General features: G+C 52.1%; 9 protein-coding genes. 8 read left to right on the top strand and 1 reads right to left on the bottom strand.

From position 1 onward, the window contains the following. Positions 1–1,716, bottom strand: a 1,716-nt coding sequence (locus tag B2S33_RS19810) for a type I secretion system permease/ATPase (RefSeq protein WP_288650925.1), incomplete at its 3' end; no start/stop codon positions are given. Positions 1,717–2,238: 522 nt separating this feature from the next. Between B2S33_RS19810 and B2S33_RS19805 the strand changes: the two genes are divergently transcribed. The 8 genes from B2S33_RS19805 to B2S33_RS19770 all read left to right on the top strand — a co-directional run bounded on the left by B2S33_RS19805 (position 2,239) and on the right by B2S33_RS19770 (position 18,485). Continuing rightward, a complete protein-coding gene (locus B2S33_RS19805; RefSeq protein ID WP_033736972.1) occupies positions 2,239–3,120 on the top strand; it encodes a hypothetical protein in 882 nt (293 codons plus the stop codon). 17 nt (positions 3,121–3,137) lie between these two features. Beyond that, the gene (locus B2S33_RS19800) at positions 3,138–4,577 is read left to right on the top strand and encodes a DUF4214 domain-containing protein (RefSeq protein ID WP_145280471.1); all 1,440 of its coding nucleotides are present in this window, start codon (positions 3,138–3,140) and stop codon (positions 4,575–4,577) included. Positions 4,578–4,721: 144 nt separating this feature from the next. Beyond that, positions 4,722–7,175, top strand: coding sequence for a glycosyltransferase family 2 protein (locus B2S33_RS19795; RefSeq protein WP_288650922.1), 2,454 nt, complete (start codon positions 4,722–4,724; stop codon positions 7,173–7,175). A 668-nt stretch (positions 7,176–7,843) separates the two neighbouring features. After that, complete coding sequence (locus B2S33_RS19790; RefSeq protein WP_288650921.1) at positions 7,844–9,670, top strand: glycosyltransferase family 2 protein; 1,827 nt, start codon at positions 7,844–7,846, stop codon at positions 9,668–9,670. Next, positions 9,660–12,221: a CDP-glycerol glycerophosphotransferase family protein gene (locus B2S33_RS19785; protein WP_288650919.1), complete on the top strand. Its 2,562-nt coding sequence runs from the start codon at positions 9,660–9,662 to the stop codon at positions 12,219–12,221. The genes B2S33_RS19790 and B2S33_RS19785 overlap by 11 nt, the downstream gene beginning before the upstream one ends. Positions 12,222–12,229: 8 nt before the next feature. Further along, positions 12,230–12,622: a glycerol-3-phosphate cytidylyltransferase gene (tagD, locus tag B2S33_RS19780; protein ID WP_288650918.1), complete on the top strand. Its 393-nt coding sequence runs from the start codon at positions 12,230–12,232 to the stop codon at positions 12,620–12,622. 45 nt (positions 12,623–12,667) lie between these two features. Then, the gene (locus tag B2S33_RS19775) at positions 12,668–16,987 is read left to right on the top strand and encodes a CDP-glycerol glycerophosphotransferase family protein (RefSeq protein WP_288650917.1); all 4,320 of its coding nucleotides are present in this window, start codon (positions 12,668–12,670) and stop codon (positions 16,985–16,987) included. Next, the gene (locus tag B2S33_RS19770; RefSeq protein ID WP_288650915.1) at positions 16,974–18,485 is read left to right on the top strand and encodes a glycosyltransferase; all 1,512 of its coding nucleotides are present in this window, start codon (positions 16,974–16,976) and stop codon (positions 18,483–18,485) included. Before B2S33_RS19775 ends, B2S33_RS19770 begins: the two co-directional genes overlap by 14 nt. Positions 18,486–18,492: the final 7 nt, after the last annotated feature.

Below are 18,492 nucleotides of genomic sequence, written 5' to 3'. Positions count from 1 at the left end.
AGGCGCGGGCTGAGCGACCCGCTGCTGGCCTTTAGCCTGTTGCGCTGCCAGCTCGGCGATCACGCGGTCGCGCTCGCCGTACAGCGAAATGGTACCGCCCGACATGACCAGAATACGGTCCAGGCGGGTGAGGATGTTGGGGCGATGCGAGACGATGAAGACCGTAGCACCGGTTGCCTTGAGCTTTTGCAGGGCCACGCCCAAGGCGCGTTCACCCACGTCGTCTAGGTTGGAGTTAGGTTCGTCGAGCACCACCAGGCGCGGGTTGCCATAAATGGCACGGGCCAGACCAATACGCTGACGCTGACCGCCAGACAGGTTGACGCCGTCGCTGCCGATTACCGTGTCGTAGCCATCGGGCAGCATGAGGATCATCTCGTGAACGCCGGCCATCTGGGCCGCTTCCACTACCTTTTCCGGGTCGATTTTGTCGAAGCGGGCGATGTTCTCGCTGATGCTGCCTTCGAACAGCTCGATGTCTTGCGGCAGGTAGCCGACGTATGGGCCAAGGGCCTGCTTGTCCCAGCTGGCGATATCAGCGCCGTCGAGGCGGACCACGCCGTGCTGTGGGGGCCAGATGCCCATCAGGGCACGCACCAGTGTGGATTTACCGGCGGCACTTGGGCCAACGATGCCGACGATGGAGCCGGCCGGTGCCACGAAGCTGATGCTGCGAATGACCGGGGCCTTGGCGCCAGGCGGGGCGACGATCAGGTTTTCGACCTGAATGTGGCCTTCTGGGGCTGGAAGCGGCATGCGCTCAGGTTCGTTTTTCAGGTCGTCCATCACTTTGCTGAGGCGGTCGTATTGGACTTTGGCAGCGACGAAGCCTTTCCAGCTGCCGATCATCTGGTCGATGGGGGACAGCGCGCGGCCCAGCAGCAAGGAACCTGCCATCAGAAGGCCGGGGTTGATTTCGTGCGTCACTACAAGATACGCACCAATGGCCAGCATGATGGACTGCGACCAGATACGGAATGTTTTGGAGGTAGAGCTGATCACGCCGCCTTTATCACTCGCATTGGACTGAAGCAGCATGATGTTGCGCTGACGCTTGGCCCACCGGTTCATCAGGGTATCAAGCATCCCCATCGACTCGATGACCTCGGCATTACGCAGGGTACGGTTGGTCACCACGTTGGAGGCGACGTTCTCCTTGTTGGCCTCAGCCAACGCGCCGCCAGTAGACCGATGATTGACGACCGCCAACACGGTCAACACCGCGCCGCAGAACAACGTCATCCAGCCGAACCATGGGTGGAACAGGAACATCACGATGGTGTAGATGGGGAACCACGGGGCATCGAAAAATGCGAAAAGCCCTGGACCTGTAAAGAACTGGCGCAGCGAAGTGAGGTCGTTAAGGGACTGCGCCGTAGCATCGGAGCCGCCGCTATTCAGGGCGCGCTTGAAGCTTGCCCGGTACACATCGCGGCTGAGCATGACATCCAGGCGGTTACTGATACGCACCATGATGCGCGAGCGTACCCACTCCAGGGCACCCATGGTCGCGATCAATACAGTCATGATCAGCGTGAGCATGAGCAAAGTGGAGGTGCTGCTGGAGGGCACCACGCGACCCGATACCTGGATCATGAAGAACGTGGGCACCAGCATCAGTGCGTTGACGAAGAAACTGAAGAAGCCTACCGAAAGGAAGCTGCTTTTGCAGGCTCTAAGGGCGGCTTGCAGAGTGTTTTCGGATTGATAACTCATGGTGTCCGTACTGAGGAGTGGCGAAAGCGGCGGGCAGTGTAACACCCACCAAAGAAGGCAGCGTGTCAGATTGCTCCTTGAGCCGCTTTGTTCAGCGACGAACAGTAGAATTTCATGAAATGTTTGAGCAGAACGGAAACAGGCAGTTGCTCGAGCGGTCAGAGTGACCAACGGCTAGAGACCTTGAAAGCGACGAAAACTACACGCCAGAAAACCATCGAAAGTAATCATGTGCGCACGTCAATATCGTAATTCTTTGATTTCAGACGAATTTTTCGAATGCTGGAACGTCCTACCCTGCTACTCAGTTATGAACAAAAAGCGGCGAAAGAGCGTCCCTCTTATAGCTAAGTTCCCCACTGATATGAATTTTTTTTTAGATTTCTTGGTTGACATCTTCCCCCTCCGGCGGCATCTTCGCCACTCGCAAGGAGCCTTCAATGGCAGTTCAGTGTATGCACGGGTTTGAGCACGTTAGCTACCAGTGTTATTGCTTAAAAGGAGCTTAACAACGCCATGTCTATGCCTTCGCAAACCCTGGACGGCCTGAAAATCAGCTCCCGGGTCACCCTGCTCGAACCGGGCATGTATATCTTCAGGTACGCCTCCCAGCCCCCGGCAGACAAACCCGTCTGCATCGCGTTGCAACAAGCGCCGCTAGGCAAAGGCTCCATCGATTTCTTCCCCGCAGAAGGCGTTAGCAAAAACATGCTAACCAAGCTCGGTGACACTATTGTTGCGCGAGTCAAAGGCGGTGTTACGACGGTTCTGATCACCGAATATCACATGTTCGATGAGGTGATCGACCCCGTGGATTTGCGTATCGACCGCATTGACACCTCGCCTGCCATCATGCGCACCTTCGCGGTCGTATCCAGCACCGACCCTGCTCAGGCCATCGCCGCCAGCACCAAACCGCTGCCACTCACGCTTACTGCTCACCTAAGCCATAGCGGTGAGATCGTGTCCAGCGAAGGGTGGGTTGGCGAGCCGGGCGCTGATGAGTTCATTGATTCGTTCTCTATCGACTGGGCTGAAAAGCCCGTCGGTGTAGACCTTCTTTACACCTGCACAGTGGCAGGCTCCGGCCCGTGCCGCAACGTATCGACAGGCACTGTAGTAGGTGCTCGCGGCCAAGGCCTGCCGCTGATCTGCGTTGGCTTCAGCCTGATAGGCCCGCTGCGCAGGCATTACGAACTTACTGGCCTTGTTGTTTTCGAAAATACGGAACCACAACGCCTAGTCGCAAATCAGATGATGCACGGCCCCACCGGCAACGAGCCGCTGGTGGCCTTGCACCTCGCCCTAACACCCGTAACGAAGATGAACGCTGCCCGCCTTAAGTCTCCGTGGGAAAACTCTGCGTCACAGCAGAATACGATTGCAGCGGGCCACATGGCCTGAAGTAACAGGAATACATCATGCAATACGATAGCCCTCAGTCGAGCAGCGCTCTGCAAGACACCCTGAACGCCGATAGCGCCAACCTGTCCGAAAACACCATCGCTGCCATCAGCAGCCTGCTGAACCTGGACACCGTTGAAAACGTCAACATCGCCGGCATCGAAGGCAACGTTGTTCAGCTGCCAACTTCCGGCCAAGCTGACGTCGTTATCGGCGAAGTCGAAGGCGAGCAAGGCGACCAAGTTGTCGTCGACCTGGCTGCTGCCGAAGCCGCTGGCGTTAGCGCCTACGTGCTGCAGAGCGACGCCAACCTGGTTGTTGACCTGCAAGGTCAAGCAGCTGCTGGCGACGTTCAAACCTTCGCTGCTGCTCTGGCTCCAGCCGTTGATACTTCGGCCATCGAGCTGGTAGTTGCAACTGGCAACGGTGACGACGTCATCACTGTCAAAGGCGACCAGAACACCCTGATCGACGCTGGCGACGGCAACGACACCATCGTGACCGGCAACGGCAACAACACCGTTATCGCTGGCCTGGGCAACAACAACGTGACCACCGGTTCGGGCGATGACACCATCATCCTGAGCGGCAGCGACCACGCTGACATCGTCAACGCTGGCGCTGGCTTCGACATCGTTCAGCTGGACGGTTCGCGCGACGACTACACCTTCACCGTCGGCAACAACTTCAACGTCAACCTGACCGGCAACCAAACTGCCGCCATCACTGACGCTGAGTTCCTGACCTTCGTTAACGGTGACACCACCGAAACTGTAGCCCTGGCTCACAGCGACGAAGAAGCAGCTGCCCTGCGCCTGTACCAAGGCATCCTGGGTCGTGACGCTGATGCATCCGGCGCCAAAGACTTCACCGCCCTGGTAAGCGAAGGCACTTCGCTGACCGACATCGCCAACCAGTTCCTGAACTCGGCTGAGTTCGCTGGCGCTGCTTCGGCCCAAGACATCAACGAGCTGTACCAGGCTATCCTGGGCCGCGCCGCTGATGAAGAAGGCTCGACTGCATGGCAAGCCGTGCTGGCCAACGGTGGCAACCTGAACGACGTAGCTGCTGGTATCGCTCTGTCGAACGAAGCCATCCAGCTGGATCAGTCGAACGGTGACTTCGTCCGCGAACTGTACGAAAACGTACTGGGCCGCGAAGTTGAGCAAGAAGGCCTGGACGCTTGGGTATCCCAGCTGTTCAACGGCACCAGCCGCGCCGAAGTGGCCGCTGGCATCGTTGGCTCGGCTGAAGCTGCTCAGAAGTCCAACAGCGACTTCATCGACTCCCTGTACCAGTCCGCACTGGGCCGCGAAGCCGATGCAACTGGCAAAGCTGCTTGGGAAGCTGTCCTGGACAACGGCGGCACTCACGCCGACGTGGCCCTGGGCATCGTTGGTTCCAACGAAGCCATCGCAAACATCGACAACGTCGTTGTACTGCACGGCCAAGTGTAACTAGCCCGCTGTAGCAAAACGTATACCCGGCCGAAAGGTCGGGCATACGCCAAAGGGGCGGCTCTCGAGTCGCCCCTCTTTTTTATTTCTTGTAGCCAAGCCAAGCTTATGTCCAGACAACTCGACCATGGGCGAGATACGCTCATGGACATTTTTCATCGGCATCGCCAGGCAGAAGAGCACGCCAGCGCGGCTTCAGTGTTGGAACAGGCTCTCAAGGTCCCCGAATACCGTCCAGAGGCACTCATCTGGAAGGGTATCGAGGCACTGCCAAAGCATCCAAAGCTTGCCTTCATTTTTTTTAGTAATGCGGTCAAAGCCCTGCCAAAGCGGACAGATCTGCATGCGCTTCTAGGGCGCTGCCTGTTGGATCTAGCACAACCGCATCTGGCTACCCGCTACTTGGCCGCTGCTTGGCAAAAGCAACCTCATGACGCAGGTCTGCGGCAACTGCTATGGCTCGCACGTAGCCAAGCAGACACGCCAGTGCAGCTAGAGCGACTCATCCTCGCGCAATTGCCCGAAATCACTTCAGCCCAAGAGCTCAACTTAGTACTTAGATTGCTGGCTTCAAAAACGCAGCATTCAGGCGCAGTAGGCGTCGTTCGCCTTGATCGAGATGCGCAAGAGATACAAGGTTGGGCAATCGACTTGAAGAACCTTGCTGAGCCATGCATCGTTCAGTTCGAATTCAACGGGCAGGTCGTAAGCGCGCCGGCAGGCCGCCCCGATCCACTGCTCACAGCTGCGGGTATTTCGTCCAGCCATGGTGGCATTCGCGCCAAACTGCCCAAAGCTTGCGCAACAGTTGCCGTGGGTTTTAGTACAGGCGGCTCATTGCAAGGTAGCCCCCTGCATACCCTGCCCGTTTGGGTACCACCTTGCCCCATTGCCACGCAAACCAAGAGCGTTTCGGTTGATGTGCTCATTCCGGTTTACAACGGGCTGGATGAGACGCTGGCGTGCATAAACAGCGCTATCGAATCACGCAGGCATAACCGCACGCCTCATCGTCTGGTCGTCATCGAGGACGCCACGCCCCTCCCCGCCTTGCGCAAAGCGCTCAAAGTGCTGGCAGGCAAAAGCAAGATTACTCTCGTGCAGAACCCGTCCAACCTAGGCTTCATTCGTAGCATGAACAGAGCCATGGCTATGAGTTCGGGCAAAGACGTGATCTGGCTGAATGCTGACACCCGCGTTCACGGAGACTGGATTGACCGCCTGCATCAGGTAGCTTATAGCGATCCTCAAGTAGCGTCGGTCACCCCGTTCACGAACAATGGCGAATTGATGAGCTTCCCACGGAGCCGCATCAGTCAGCCCATGCCATCACCTGACCAGCACGCTGAACTGGATAATCTGGCCAAACACAACCCGTCGGCCCCTGTAGAGATCGAAACAGGATGTGGGTTCTGCCTTTACATCAAGCGCGATGCCATCGACCAAGTGGGTTATCTGGATGAGCTAGAACTGTCGCGCGGGTACGGGGAGGAAACCGACTGGTGTTTGCGCGCTCGCAGCTTGGGCTGGAAGCACATGGGGGCGCCAAATGTTTTCGTTGCTCATCAAGGGGGGGTATCGTTTGGGGAAGAAAAAAACCTGCGCGTTGCCTACAACAACGCCATTCTTCGAAAACGCTACCCTGATGCTGAATCACGCTACGAAACCTTCTGCCGTCGCGACCCGATCAAACCGGCTCGACAATCATTGCAGCGTGCGCGTCTGACCCATTGGCTGGCTCAGCAGCGCGGCGAGCCGGGTCACCCTCGTCCAGAGCTGCACATTCATGATGGCAGCCGTTCTGAAACACCCTTCAGCCTGACCTGGCATCATGATGGGCTGCGCAACTGGGTCACACTTCATGCAGAAGTTCTGCCATTGGAGATCAGCCTGGACTATGCCGCCGATGAATTGCCTTATCTTATAGACGATCTACGCGCCCTACCCTTGCGAGGCCTTGTTTTCGAGCGGCTGGCCAATGCCCCTTCGTTCATATGGGACCTGCCGGGCCAGCTATCACTGCCCTATCGGATTGTTTGCAGGGACGATGCCTTGCTCTCCAGGGAAGCATGCAACGATCGTATGACGTTTGCCGCATCAGCCCAGCGTATCGAATTGCCTTGCGCCGAGTTTGTTGATCGGCATGCCGCCGTGCTGCACGGGGCGAACCTTGCTCTGATCGAATCCCCCCTGCACCATGCTACCCATGAGATGACGAGCACGGGTACGTGGTTGATCGGTGATGACCTGAGCGACACACAAGTAGCGCGCCAGTGGCTTGAAATAGCGCAGCGAGCGACCCGAGAAAACCTGCCCGTTCAGTTTCTTATCGAAGCGAAACAGCCTTGGAGCAAGCAGTTGCTTGCTACAGGTGCGGTGTACGCGCTGCCAGACCTGACAATGCTGTCGATGGCAGACAACGTGACAATGTCCGGCTGCTGCGCCGTCTTGAGTCTGCATGCGTGCCCTGTTTCGGGTTGGCGCGCAGTGGAGCTTGCGAGTGACCTGGACCTTCCATTGCATGCGCCTTACGCAGTGCGGGAAAACGCCACAGGGGCATTTCCCTTTCATTCTATTTCTATTACCGAGCCGGCCTGATGTCACAACACGTCTTGGATAAAACCCCAACGGACACCGCCTCGCTTTCAGCGGTCCGATACAAGGGCCTAATCACCGGGCTTTACGGCGACGTCCTGCAGGGCTGGGCTCTAGATACCCTTAACCCCGCACAGAAACTGATCGTCGAAATCTTTATCGACGGCGCGAGTGTGGCAGTGGCTCGTGCAGACTTGTACGAAACCAACGCCACCGAGGGCGACCAGTTCAACGGGTTTGCCGTGCAGTTGCGCCAAGCCTGGCTGAATCAGGCCGGGCACATCAGCGTCAAGATTGCTAACGAGCCCTTTTCACTCGACGGCGACATCACGCTACCCGCGCCGTTTGGTAAAGAGCCTGAGCTGATCGCATCGCAAGTCTGGCATACCGGCGGCTTGCGCCTTAGTGGGTGGGCATGGGACCCGCAATCCCCACATCGTCGCGTGACGATCCGCGTGCGTGAGGGTGATCAACAAGTGGCTCAAGTGGTGTGTGACCAACACAGCCAAGCCCTGGCTTATCGCGATAGCAGTGACCATGGTTTTGTCATAGACCTGCCATGGGCCTTTGCCGACGGCAAGCCTCACGTTCTGAGCATCGAAAGCGAATCCGGGGCCCCGTTGGCCGGCAGCCCTATCACCTTGTGCTGCGCCCCCGAGGGTATCGAGGGCTTGGTCAACCAACTGTCCGCGCACCACGACAGCGCACTGGTCGCAGTCATTGAGGCAGTGGCGCGTGAACAGAGCCTGCGCTTACCCAAAAGCGCCGGCTGGCACCTCTACCCGGCCTGGGCTAACGCTTTCCAGCGCCCGAATCCCACTGACGGTCAGCAGGCAAATGATGTGGGCGTGCTGTTGATGGGTGATGGGGACGCAGCGCTTGAGGCACTGACCCTCGGCAGCCTCGCATTACCTGGCAACAGCCCTGGACGCCTCGTCAAAGCCCAATCAAGCGATATTGCACCCGTGGTGCTTGAGTTACTGAACCAAGACTGCCGTTATATTGTGCCGGTCTGGGCAGGCGACCGTCTGCGAGCTGATGCATTGAGTCAGTTCAGCGCATTGCTGGCCGAGGGCAGCGCTTGGGGCTACGCGGACTGCGATCAGGACCAACCCAATGGCGAACCGGGCCACCCCTGGTTCAAGCCTGTCTGGGATCTGGACGCTTTCATAGGCGCAGATACGTTCACACCTGGCTCGGTCTTCCTTAAGGACACAGTCAGCCGCGCCGTTGCACGCCTCCAAGAGAGCGGGCACGGTGCGTTCGATTGGCACATGCTGATATCGGCTGTCGTACTGATTACCGAGGAAATGCAGGCGCGCGTGGCCCATCTGCCGCAGGTGCTCTATCACCGCCACGCATTGAGCGTTTCGAGCCCGGAACACACTCCGGCTTGCCAACAACGACTGCGGGCAATCAACTGGTTATGCGAGGCCCTTGCACCCGGAGCGCAAGTAGCGCCGCTGGCTGATCACCCAGGGCTGCTGCACGTCACTTGGCCACTGCCGCTCCCGCTGCCAAAGGTCAGCTTGATCGTTCCGACAAAAGATCAGGTCGCCCTACTTCGTACTTGCATCGAAGGGTTGCTGAATCAAACAGAGTATCCGGATCTGGAAATCATCGTCATGGACAACCTGTCCGTGATACCGGAAACCCTCGAGTATCTCGCCGAGTTGCCGAGCCGGGGGGTGAAGGTTATCCCGCACCCCTATCCGTTCAACTATTCAGAGATCAACAACGCGGCAGTGCATCACGCTACGGGTCAGGTCATCGGCTTGGTCAACAACGACATCGAGATCCTCGACGGTAACTGGCTAAAGGAAATGATCAGCCAGTTGATGCGGCCTGGGGTCGGGGCTGTGGGTGCCAAACTCCTGTGGCCTAATCGCATGGTTCAGCACGGCGGCGTAGTGGTGGGTATCAATGGCCTGGCTGCGCATGCCGGAAATCAGTTGGCCGAGCACGACGCAGGCTACCTGGCCAGCAATTTACTGACCCGACAGCAGACTGCCGTTACAGCTGCGTGCCTGTTGGTCCATGCACCACTGTTCGAGGTATTAGGTGGATTGGACGAGGTTCGCTACCCAGTTGCCTTCAACGATGTCGACTTCTGTATGCGCATACGTGCGCTGGGCTTCAAGATCATCTGGTGTGCCCAAGCGCAACTGATCCATGCCGAGTCCGCAAGCCGAGGTAAGGATATTGCTCCCGAAAAACGTGCGCGGGCCCAGCGTGAGCAGAAAAACTTCACGGATCGCTGGTTCTCCCAAGGTGAGCAAGATCCTTTCTACCACCCTGCACTGAGCCACGATTACCTCAGTGGCCCTTATGGCGGGTTGGCATTGCCACCTCGTGCAACAACCCAGGTTCGGTATGGGGGTGGTAAGGTATACAACTTAACCGACTTGGACTCTGCACAGCGTACGTTTGACTGGCGTGCCAATGCGACCAAACCCAAAGCTCTTTGCGGTCATCAGGAGGCAGCCGATGTCGTTTGAGCTTGCGCCGCCACCCCCAGAGGCAGGCTCTGATGTGGTCATTGCCACCTTATGGCGATCCGGCACGTTTGATGCGACGTATTATTTGAGTCAGTACCCGGACGTGGCGGCTGCTGGCATTGATCCTCTGGTGCATTTCGTGCGACACGGCGCGCGTGAAAACCGCAACCCAAATGCGTATTTCGATACACATTACTACCTGTCGATGAACCCGGATGTCGCGCAGTGTGACATGAATCCGCTTTATCACTTCTGCACCGATGGCTGGAAAGAGCTACGCAAGCCCTGCAAAGACTTCGATGTTTGGTGGTATTGGTCGAGCTACCTGGATCCAGCCAGTGACGCCATCAATCCACTGGCGCACTTCCTGCACGAAGGCATTGAATCGAACGCCTTGCCACGTCCGCAAGGCCCCTTCGCGCAGACTACGCAGTCGGCTTGGCTACCTGAACGGCCCGTCAAGCGCATTTGCTTGTTCGCGGGATACGACCCTGATGGACTGGTTGACGATTATGTAGTCCAGTACCTTCGAGCACTCAGTGCCCATGCCGATGTTTACTATCTTGCCGACTGTGTAATGCAAGACGGCGAGCTGCTCAAGCTGAAGGGTATCGTCAAGGACGCTTGGGCGGGCCGGCACCAACGCTATGACTTTGGCTCCTATGCCCTGTTGGCAAATTCACTGGTGGGCTGGGACACCATCGACCAATACGATGAGTTGCTGTTGGCCAACGACAGCTGCTACCTGGTCAAGGACTTCGATGATGTCTTCGAGCAGATGGATGAACGCCGCTGTGACTGGTGGGGGCTTCAAGCGACGAAAGGGATAGCCAAAACCAAGGCGGAGCCGAGCAATCAGTTCAAGCAGCCCATCGCGATGGACACCGTGCGCGCTTCGATGCTAGACCGTTTTGAAGAGGACGATACCTACGACTTCCTCATAGGGTCTTATTTTGTGGCTTATCGCAGGCCCGTGTTGTCTGACCCCGGTTTTCGTAAGCTGTTGAGTACGGTTGTTCAGCAGCCAAACAAGCAGAACGTGATTTTCAAATACGAAATCGGTCTGACACGCTACCTGATTACACGCGGGTTCGTTCTCGATACCTTCATCAGTAGCCTTTATCCGTTCCATCCGATTTACAGCAACCAGCATTTCAAATTGCTGGAGGCAGGCTTTCCGCTGTTCAAGCGGTACCTGCTGACGGCCAACCATTACCAAGTAGCCAAGCTGTATAGATGGAAGGAAAAGATCCTGGCATGCGCACCTGAGGCTGACGTGCAGACCATGGAGCGCAACCTGACACGTATTACCGATCAGGAGGTGCTGGAGCGCAATCTGTACATCGGCACGTCGAGGCTGCCAGACAACGAGCAGGTGCCCGCTACCCTGCTGACGCATGCTGAATTCATCGAAGCCGACCACCGTGTGCCCAAGTACGACCATTGGTGGGCATTCCCGGTATGCGCCTTCTCTGGCGTATTCTCCGGCAACGAGCGTGCAGTTTTTGAAGAGATCAAAGATGATGAGAGTATCTTCAAGATCATCTTGACCCGCGGCAAACCGGTAAACGTGGAGGGCAGAAACGTCCTTGTCGTATCCTTGGAAAGCCCCGAAGGCCAATACCATCTCTTGCGCGCTAAAATCCTGTTCATCAAACACACACCTACGCGTAATCTTGTCTATCCGCTTTCAAGCGATCTGCATGACTTGATCAACCTCTGGCACGGTATCCCGCTTAAACGCATAGGCTATGCGTCACTTGACCAGCAGAACAGGCGTGATGCCATCGCTGAGGAGCACGCCCGCTGCAGGGCCGTGATCAGCTCATCGAGCATCGACACGATGGCCATGGCAGCGGCCTTCTATCCGTTGAGCTACAACGACGTATGGCAAACGGGGCTTCCCCGGAACGATTTTATTCTGCGCGACTTCGAAAAATTGCCGAAGGATTTGCAGGCGGAGAGCCAAAAGCTCGAGAGTGCGTTGGCAGGACGCGGGCTGATTTTGTTCATGCCGACATTCCGTAATGGAGCGGCTAATGCGTGCTATCAGTTCACAGAAAACGAGCTAAAGCAGCTGGAGGGATGGCTGCTAGAGAACGATCTGGTGCTTGGGGTACGAGAGCATATGGCTGACCGTTCGGGGTCCTATGCGCAACAGTTGCAACGACTGGGCGCGCTGGATCTGAGCGATGAACATTACCCTAACGTCGAGGTCCTATACAGATCCGCACGTTTACTTATCACGGATTACTCGAGTTGCTTCATAGACTTCATGTTGACGGGTAAGCCGATGGTGAGCTTTGCTTATGACTATGAGTACTACGCAGGCGTGGAGCGTGGGTTGTTTTATGATTTAGAGCATGTGTTCCCTGGAGTGGTTTGCTGCAATGGAAAACAGCTGATCACTGCACTGAAAGAACACACCGCTAACGCCCAACAGGGGCAAGGAGACTCAACGTACGTCTGGAAAAAACAAATTTTCCACAAGTATATAGACGACCTGAGCTCCTTCCGATTAATACAGCATGTCAAACAATTAATAGACTAGGGATTAAGATGAAAACTATTATTACTTATGGAACTTTTGACATATTACATCGCGGGCATATTAATCTTCTCCGTCGAGCTAGAGAGCTAGGTGACAAATTGGTGGTAGGGCTGTCATCTGACGAGTTTAACGCTGGAAAGCATAAGTCATCGTTGCTGAACTATGAAAACCGTAAAATCGTTTTGGAATCGATACGTTATGTGGACCATGTGTTTCCTGAAGACACCTGGGAGCAAAAAATTCAAGACATTAAAAAATATGGCGCAGATATCTTTGTAATGGGCGATGACTGGGAAGGTAAGTTTGATCACCTCAGGGAGTATTGCGAAGTTTTATACCTCGGGCGCACCCCCTCAATATCAACAACCGAAATCAAAACTTCGCTCAATGATGAGAACTGATAGCCAGAACGCCTAGCTATCGCAAATTTAAACTGGACCAGTCAAATGAACCAACAAAGTATCCTTCATCAATATGCTCTGCAGATCATTGAAAGCAGCGGGGAATTTGATGCTGATTATTATTACAAATCTTATCCCGATGTCGCCAAAAGCGGAATAAACCCAATCGCGCACTATGTTTATTTTGGTGCAGATGAAAACAGGAACCCCAACCCCAACTTCCAGACTAAGCTTTATAGAGAGCAAGCAGGTGTACCCAAAAAAAATAATCCTTTTGCATCTTATCTTGCCTCGAAAATGAAGGATAGTAGCGAAGCTAAAAAGTTGGCTATTAGCAAACACCTCAAAGAACCCGCTGACTTTTCTTTGCTGATCCGCAGTGAGATCTTCGACAAAGAATTCTATCAAACAAGGTATCCTGGCTCTTTAAATAGCGGTGTCTATAAAGAGATCGGAGGGGAGTATGGCTCTCATGCTCATTATCTGAAGCACTCATTCAAAGAGGGCCAGAACCCCTGCGAGTTATTTGATAATCGATACTACCTCAGTACTTATAAAGATGTAGCATCAACGGGCACTAACCCTTTAATTCATTACATTCAACATGGTTGGAAAGAGCTGAGAAATCCATCCAAAAAATTTGACACCGCGTGGTATTGGCTCATACATCAGAACGGTGCAACTGACTGCCTAAATCCTCTCACGCACTTTTACAAATTCGGAAAAGATCAAGGCCTATCAACTAAACCGTCTTCGCCAGAAGATTTCAAAGCTTTAACATTAGCGGTTGAAAATTTAGACGGAAAAGATCTCGACACATCTACTTTTCTTAGAATCGCACAATATAGCCGTGACCATGGGCAGTCGGAAATTGCGGAAGGGGTATATCTCAAAATAATCAGAAGCAACCCCGAGTGCATAGACACCTATAAGCTCTTGGCCAGTCTTCAAGCTGACAAAGGAGCATGGTGGCAGGCAATTGAGACTTTGACCTCAGCAATCCATCTCGACTCGATGGATGCTTCGACGCACTACAAACTCGGCGAAGCGTATGAAAAAATGAATCAATTTGAAAAAGCTGAGCAGTCTTTCGCTCACGCCATCAAATTGGATCATTCAAATCACGTCTGGCATTACAGATATGGCTATGTACTGAAGAAAAATGGAAAATTAAACCAAGCGACATCTGAATTCTCCACAGCTTTGAAGTTGAATCCGGACAGTAAGTTCAAGCATGTAGGCGTGGGCCTATATGACCAAGAACGGGGTTATTGGCAGGATGCTGTAGAATCTTATAAATCTCAGCTGCGCAAACAATCGAGAAATGCAGAAATTCATTTTCGACTAGGCACTGCTCTTATGCAATGCTATGAATGGGAACAAGCAAAATCCAGCCTTGAGAACGCTATAGGATTGCAATTTGAAAATGCCGACTGGCATTACAGGCTAGGTTCTGTGAATGAGCGCCTCGGTAATTATAGCGCTGCTGAACAGATGTACAAATCTGCCCTAGGTCTCGGAAGCGCATTTACATCGGACCTGCAATACAGGCTAGGATATTGCCTATTCAAGCAGAATAAATTTGAGGAATGTGCGCAGCACTTCTATATGTGGCAACAGGCCTCACGACCAGACCTGCTTGATCAAAATGAGATGTCACGTCCAAATCGACCGGACAATTACCTGAATTCAATAAAGAAATCGTCAGCACTCACCAATATTGTTACAACTTACTCTAACGATTCCGAAAATTATGCAGCTTTGGGCGACGCCTTACAAGCTGAGCTTGATTGGGAAAAAGCTGCTGAAGCCTATGCTTCTGCGATATTGAGAGCGAATTCTTTTACTCCAGACCTGCTGCTTAAATATGCAACGGCACTGTTCAAACTAGACAGGTTCGAAGAGGCCAGCAAGACTTATATTGATACCAAACTGTTCAAGGAGGTCTTCCCGAATGAGCCGCAACTTCCAAAAAAACAAGTAAAAATAACGCAGCGCATGATGTATGCTGCTTATCTGACACACCCTATCAAAGAAAAGACAATTGTCTACGAAAGCTTCTTAGCTAGCACAATGTCGTGTAATCCACTCGCAATTTTCAAAAAGCTAATACAGGACCCCGCTTACCAAGATTGGCTTCATGTCTGGGTTTTGAATGATGAGGACCTCATTCCCGATGAGTTCAATCGCATTGATAATGTCATCTACATCAAACGACAATCAGACGCATATATCTGTTACCTGGCAACAGCTAGTCATCTTATCAATAATGTGACCTTCCCTGAATGGTTTATTCGTCGTCCTGAGCAAAGCTATCTGAATACTTGGCATGGCACACCAATCAAACATCTGGGAAAAGACATTAAAGATGACTTCATGGCTCACAAGAATGTGAGTCGTAATTTTTTACATGCTAGCCACTTACTTAGCCCTAATGACCATACTACAAGTATCATGCTTGATCGCTATGACATAAAAGGCATATACACAGGTAAGTTCGCCCAAACTGGGTATCCAAGAATAGATGTTACCGTTAGCGCCTCCCTCACGGATAAAAAGGCTACATTGCAGTCTCTGTTTTTAAAGGACGACCTCCCAGTAGTACTGTATGCTCCAACATGGCGAGGAGCGCACGGGCATGCTGAGATCGACTCAATCCAGATTGAAAATGATTTATTAGCACTAGCGACGCTACCGTGCCAAATTGTCTTCCGAGGTCATCACTTCTCCGAGGCAGCTATAAAAAAACTCAATCTTCCTGTCACTATCGCTGATCAAAGTATAGATACTGGGGAACTGCTGAGCATCGTTGATTTGCTTGTGACCGACTATTCAAGTATATTCTTCGACTTTTTGCCTGTAAAAAAACCTATCGTCTTTTACACCTATGACCTCGAAAAGTATACAGAAGAAAGGGGACTGTATTTCAATTTTGAAGAAATGCCAGGGCCTCTCTGCTCGACAATCGAGGAAACCAAATCAAGTATCATTGCGCTGCTAGAAAATTACGAGGTTTCACAAAAGCACATCGAAGCCATTACGAAGTTTTGTCCTCTAGAGGATGGCTTGTCGACTAGTCGCGCTATCGAATTTTTCCTTAAAGACAGTGACGATTTTAATATTGAAACCCGCGATATCGATAAGCCATCTCTATTAATCTATCCTGGAACATTTGTTCCGAATGGCATCACTTCGTCATGTCTCAACTTACTCAACAACATCCCTAAAGATGATTACAATCTATCTATTGTAATAGATCCAATAGCCGTCAGTTCTTCAGAAGAGAGGCTACAGAAGTACTCGAAGCTACCCTCCCACATAAACACAGTAGCACGCGTCGGACAGATGGTTCTCACGCCAGAGGAAAGCCTGATACTCGAGAGATTTAATACACACAGACATCTGGAAAATGCTGAGATGTGGGGTTTACTCGAGAATCTTTATCAGCGCGAGTTCTTAAGAGTCCTGGGTGCATCAAGCTTCGACTCAATTATCAACTTTGAGGGCTATAGTTATTTTTGGTCTAGCCTACTGGGCTTAGGCAAGCCCAGTAATGAAAATGCAATAATTTACCTACATAATGACATGCACAGTGAATGGAAAGTCCGACATCCATACCTGCGCGGTATCTTTGCAGTTTATAAATACTATGAGAGCTTGGTGTCTGTCTCAGAAACCATGAAGAACATTAATCTGAGAAAACTTTCCGCCTACCCTGAACTATCCGAGGACAAGTTTAAATTCTGTATTAACACAATAAATCCAGAAGAAATTATTACACGTGCTTCGCTTCCTATAGATCCAGATCTTGACGCTTGGGTTGGTGACTCCAAGTTGCTTCTCACGCTTGGTCGACTTTCTCCAGAAAAGGATCAAGCAAAGCTCATACATGCGTTTGACAAAATTGCCACTAAGTACTCGAACCTAAAACTCTTAATACTGGGCGATGGACCACTGAAATCTTATCTTGAATCCCTAATAAACGAACTCGGTCTTAGTCAGAGAATCATGTTAGGTGGCTTGCGGGAGAATCCGTTCCCTGCCCTTAAAAGAGCTGACTGTTTTATCCTTCCGTCCAATCATGAAGGACAGCCCATGGTACTTTTAGAATCTTTGGCGCTAGGCAAAACCATTATTGCTAGTGACATCGATGGAAACCGAGGAGTGCTTAAAGACGGATATGGCGAGTTAGTACCAAACAACATAGATGGTCTGGTTGCTGGCATCAAAAAGTTCATGAATAAGAAACTGCGTCACAACGAATTCGATGCCGAAACCTACATGAAATCAGCTATAGCCATGTTCAAATCCAACTTGACCACCTCGGATATCTCGCAAGGAGCATTTGGAAATGAGTCAGCGTAATTACTTTCAGCTGGTGCCTTCTATAGGGCTTAACAGGGGCGGGCTGACTAAAGCAGTTTATGATCGGAGCTCTGTTTTTTGTGAATCAGGTACGAAGCCGGTATTTGTTCTTCCCTTCATCCAGCCTGACGCGAGATCTATCTTTGAGCAAGTGCAGTCCACTGGAAAGCTCGGCACCGCGGTCTTACTGAGCCTGTATGAACACCTAAGCGAGGCTCGCGGTAACGATGGCGAAGTAGTTCGCCCTTTAGGCAACTTTGATGAGCTCCGTGAATTTGCACACAAAGTCACAGAAGAACATGCCAATGGAAATACAACAAGATACTTCAAGGACGGAATTTTCCTTGGAGCCGAATCCTATACAGCCAACAATGTACTGTCGGCGATTACCTATCACGACCCTCAGGAGCCGTGGAAACCACTAGCACGCGATACATTCAACCATCTAGGCACAATAGTATCTCGGACATATCTAGATACAACTTTCTCAGCTAGGTATAGAATATATTACAGCCCTAGCGGCATTCCAGTATTGTCCCACTGGATATCCCCAGCAGAGAAGAATTACCGTTTTATAGCCTATGACAGTCGAGGCTTTGCAAGGCAGTATAATTCCTTGGAAGATCTACAGGCCGAATGGTTGAAAAAGTGCCTTGATATCTACGCTCCAGAATTCATCATATCCGATGAACCTGTGACGTTGCCTTTTCTTAAGGTTAATGCTCGAACCCCAATTACTCGGACTGTCGCCGCAATTCATACCACACACACTAAAGACCAGACTGCCAACCGCGAGTATAAGTCTTGGTTTTCACAATACGGTGCGATGAATTCCTGTATTGATAAATTTGTATTTTTTACAAATGCTCAACGGAGCGATTTCGCTCGCGATGCAAATATTCCAATAGAGAAATGTCTAGTTATATCTCATCCTGCTCCATTGCCAGTAGCGGCCAGCACAGAGAAGAAGGGGATAGTGACGGTATCAAGACTTGACAAGTTTAAGCGCATCGATGACTCGATAAAGGCATTCTCGCTGATTGCGGAAAAGCATCCATCCGTTAACTACGAAATTTTTGGCACTGGGCCTGAAGAAGCTTCCTTGAAGGATCTCATAAAGAGCCTGAAACTAGAGAACAGGATTCGTTTAAACGGTTATACTGACAGACCCTTAGAATGCTTCGCCAATGCAGATTTTTCTCTTTTTACTAGTAGGTATGAGGGGTTTGGCCTTACGTTACTCGAAAGTCTGGTCCAAGAGTGTCCGGTAATCTCTTACAAGGTTCTGTATGGCCCACTTGAAATAATAAAGGACAGTACAAACGGACTCTTGGTGCAAAATGGCGACATAGAAGCACTTGCTGAAGCCATTGACCGACTGCTTTCGGATCCTACCCTACTTGAAAATCTCAAACAAAACTGCCGGGCAGTAAATGAATCTTATGACATTGATAATTGGAAATCTGGTTGGCAATCTTTGCTAAACAGGCCCGATTAATCGTCAT

It is taken from the genome of Pseudomonas sp. UBA5568 (assembly GCF_002425525.1).
Lineage (GTDB): Bacteria > Pseudomonadota > Gammaproteobacteria > Pseudomonadales > Pseudomonadaceae > Aquipseudomonas > Aquipseudomonas fulva.
Note: the sequence above shows the minus strand (reverse complement) of the source record. Positions and strands in the feature narration are given on the sequence as shown.

What these genes read in the sequence shown, in the direction of transcription:
- tagD (WP_288650918.1), top strand. Translation starts at nt 12,230, where the DNA reads ATGAAAACTATTATTACTTATGGAACTTTTGACATATTACATCGCGGG.
- B2S33_RS19805 (WP_033736972.1), top strand. Translation starts at nt 2,239, where the DNA reads ATGCCTTCGCAAACCCTGGACGGCCTGAAAATCAGCTCCCGGGTCACC.
- B2S33_RS19770 (WP_288650915.1), top strand. Translation starts at nt 16,974, where the DNA reads ATGAGTCAGCGTAATTACTTTCAGCTGGTGCCTTCTATAGGGCTTAAC.
- B2S33_RS19785 (WP_288650919.1), top strand. Translation starts at nt 9,660, where the DNA reads ATGTCGTTTGAGCTTGCGCCGCCACCCCCAGAGGCAGGCTCTGATGTG.
- B2S33_RS19800 (WP_145280471.1), top strand. Translation starts at nt 3,138, where the DNA reads ATGCAATACGATAGCCCTCAGTCGAGCAGCGCTCTGCAAGACACCCTG.
- B2S33_RS19775 (WP_288650917.1), top strand. Translation starts at nt 12,668, where the DNA reads ATGAACCAACAAAGTATCCTTCATCAATATGCTCTGCAGATCATTGAA.
- B2S33_RS19795 (WP_288650922.1), top strand. Translation starts at nt 4,722, where the DNA reads ATGGACATTTTTCATCGGCATCGCCAGGCAGAAGAGCACGCCAGCGCG.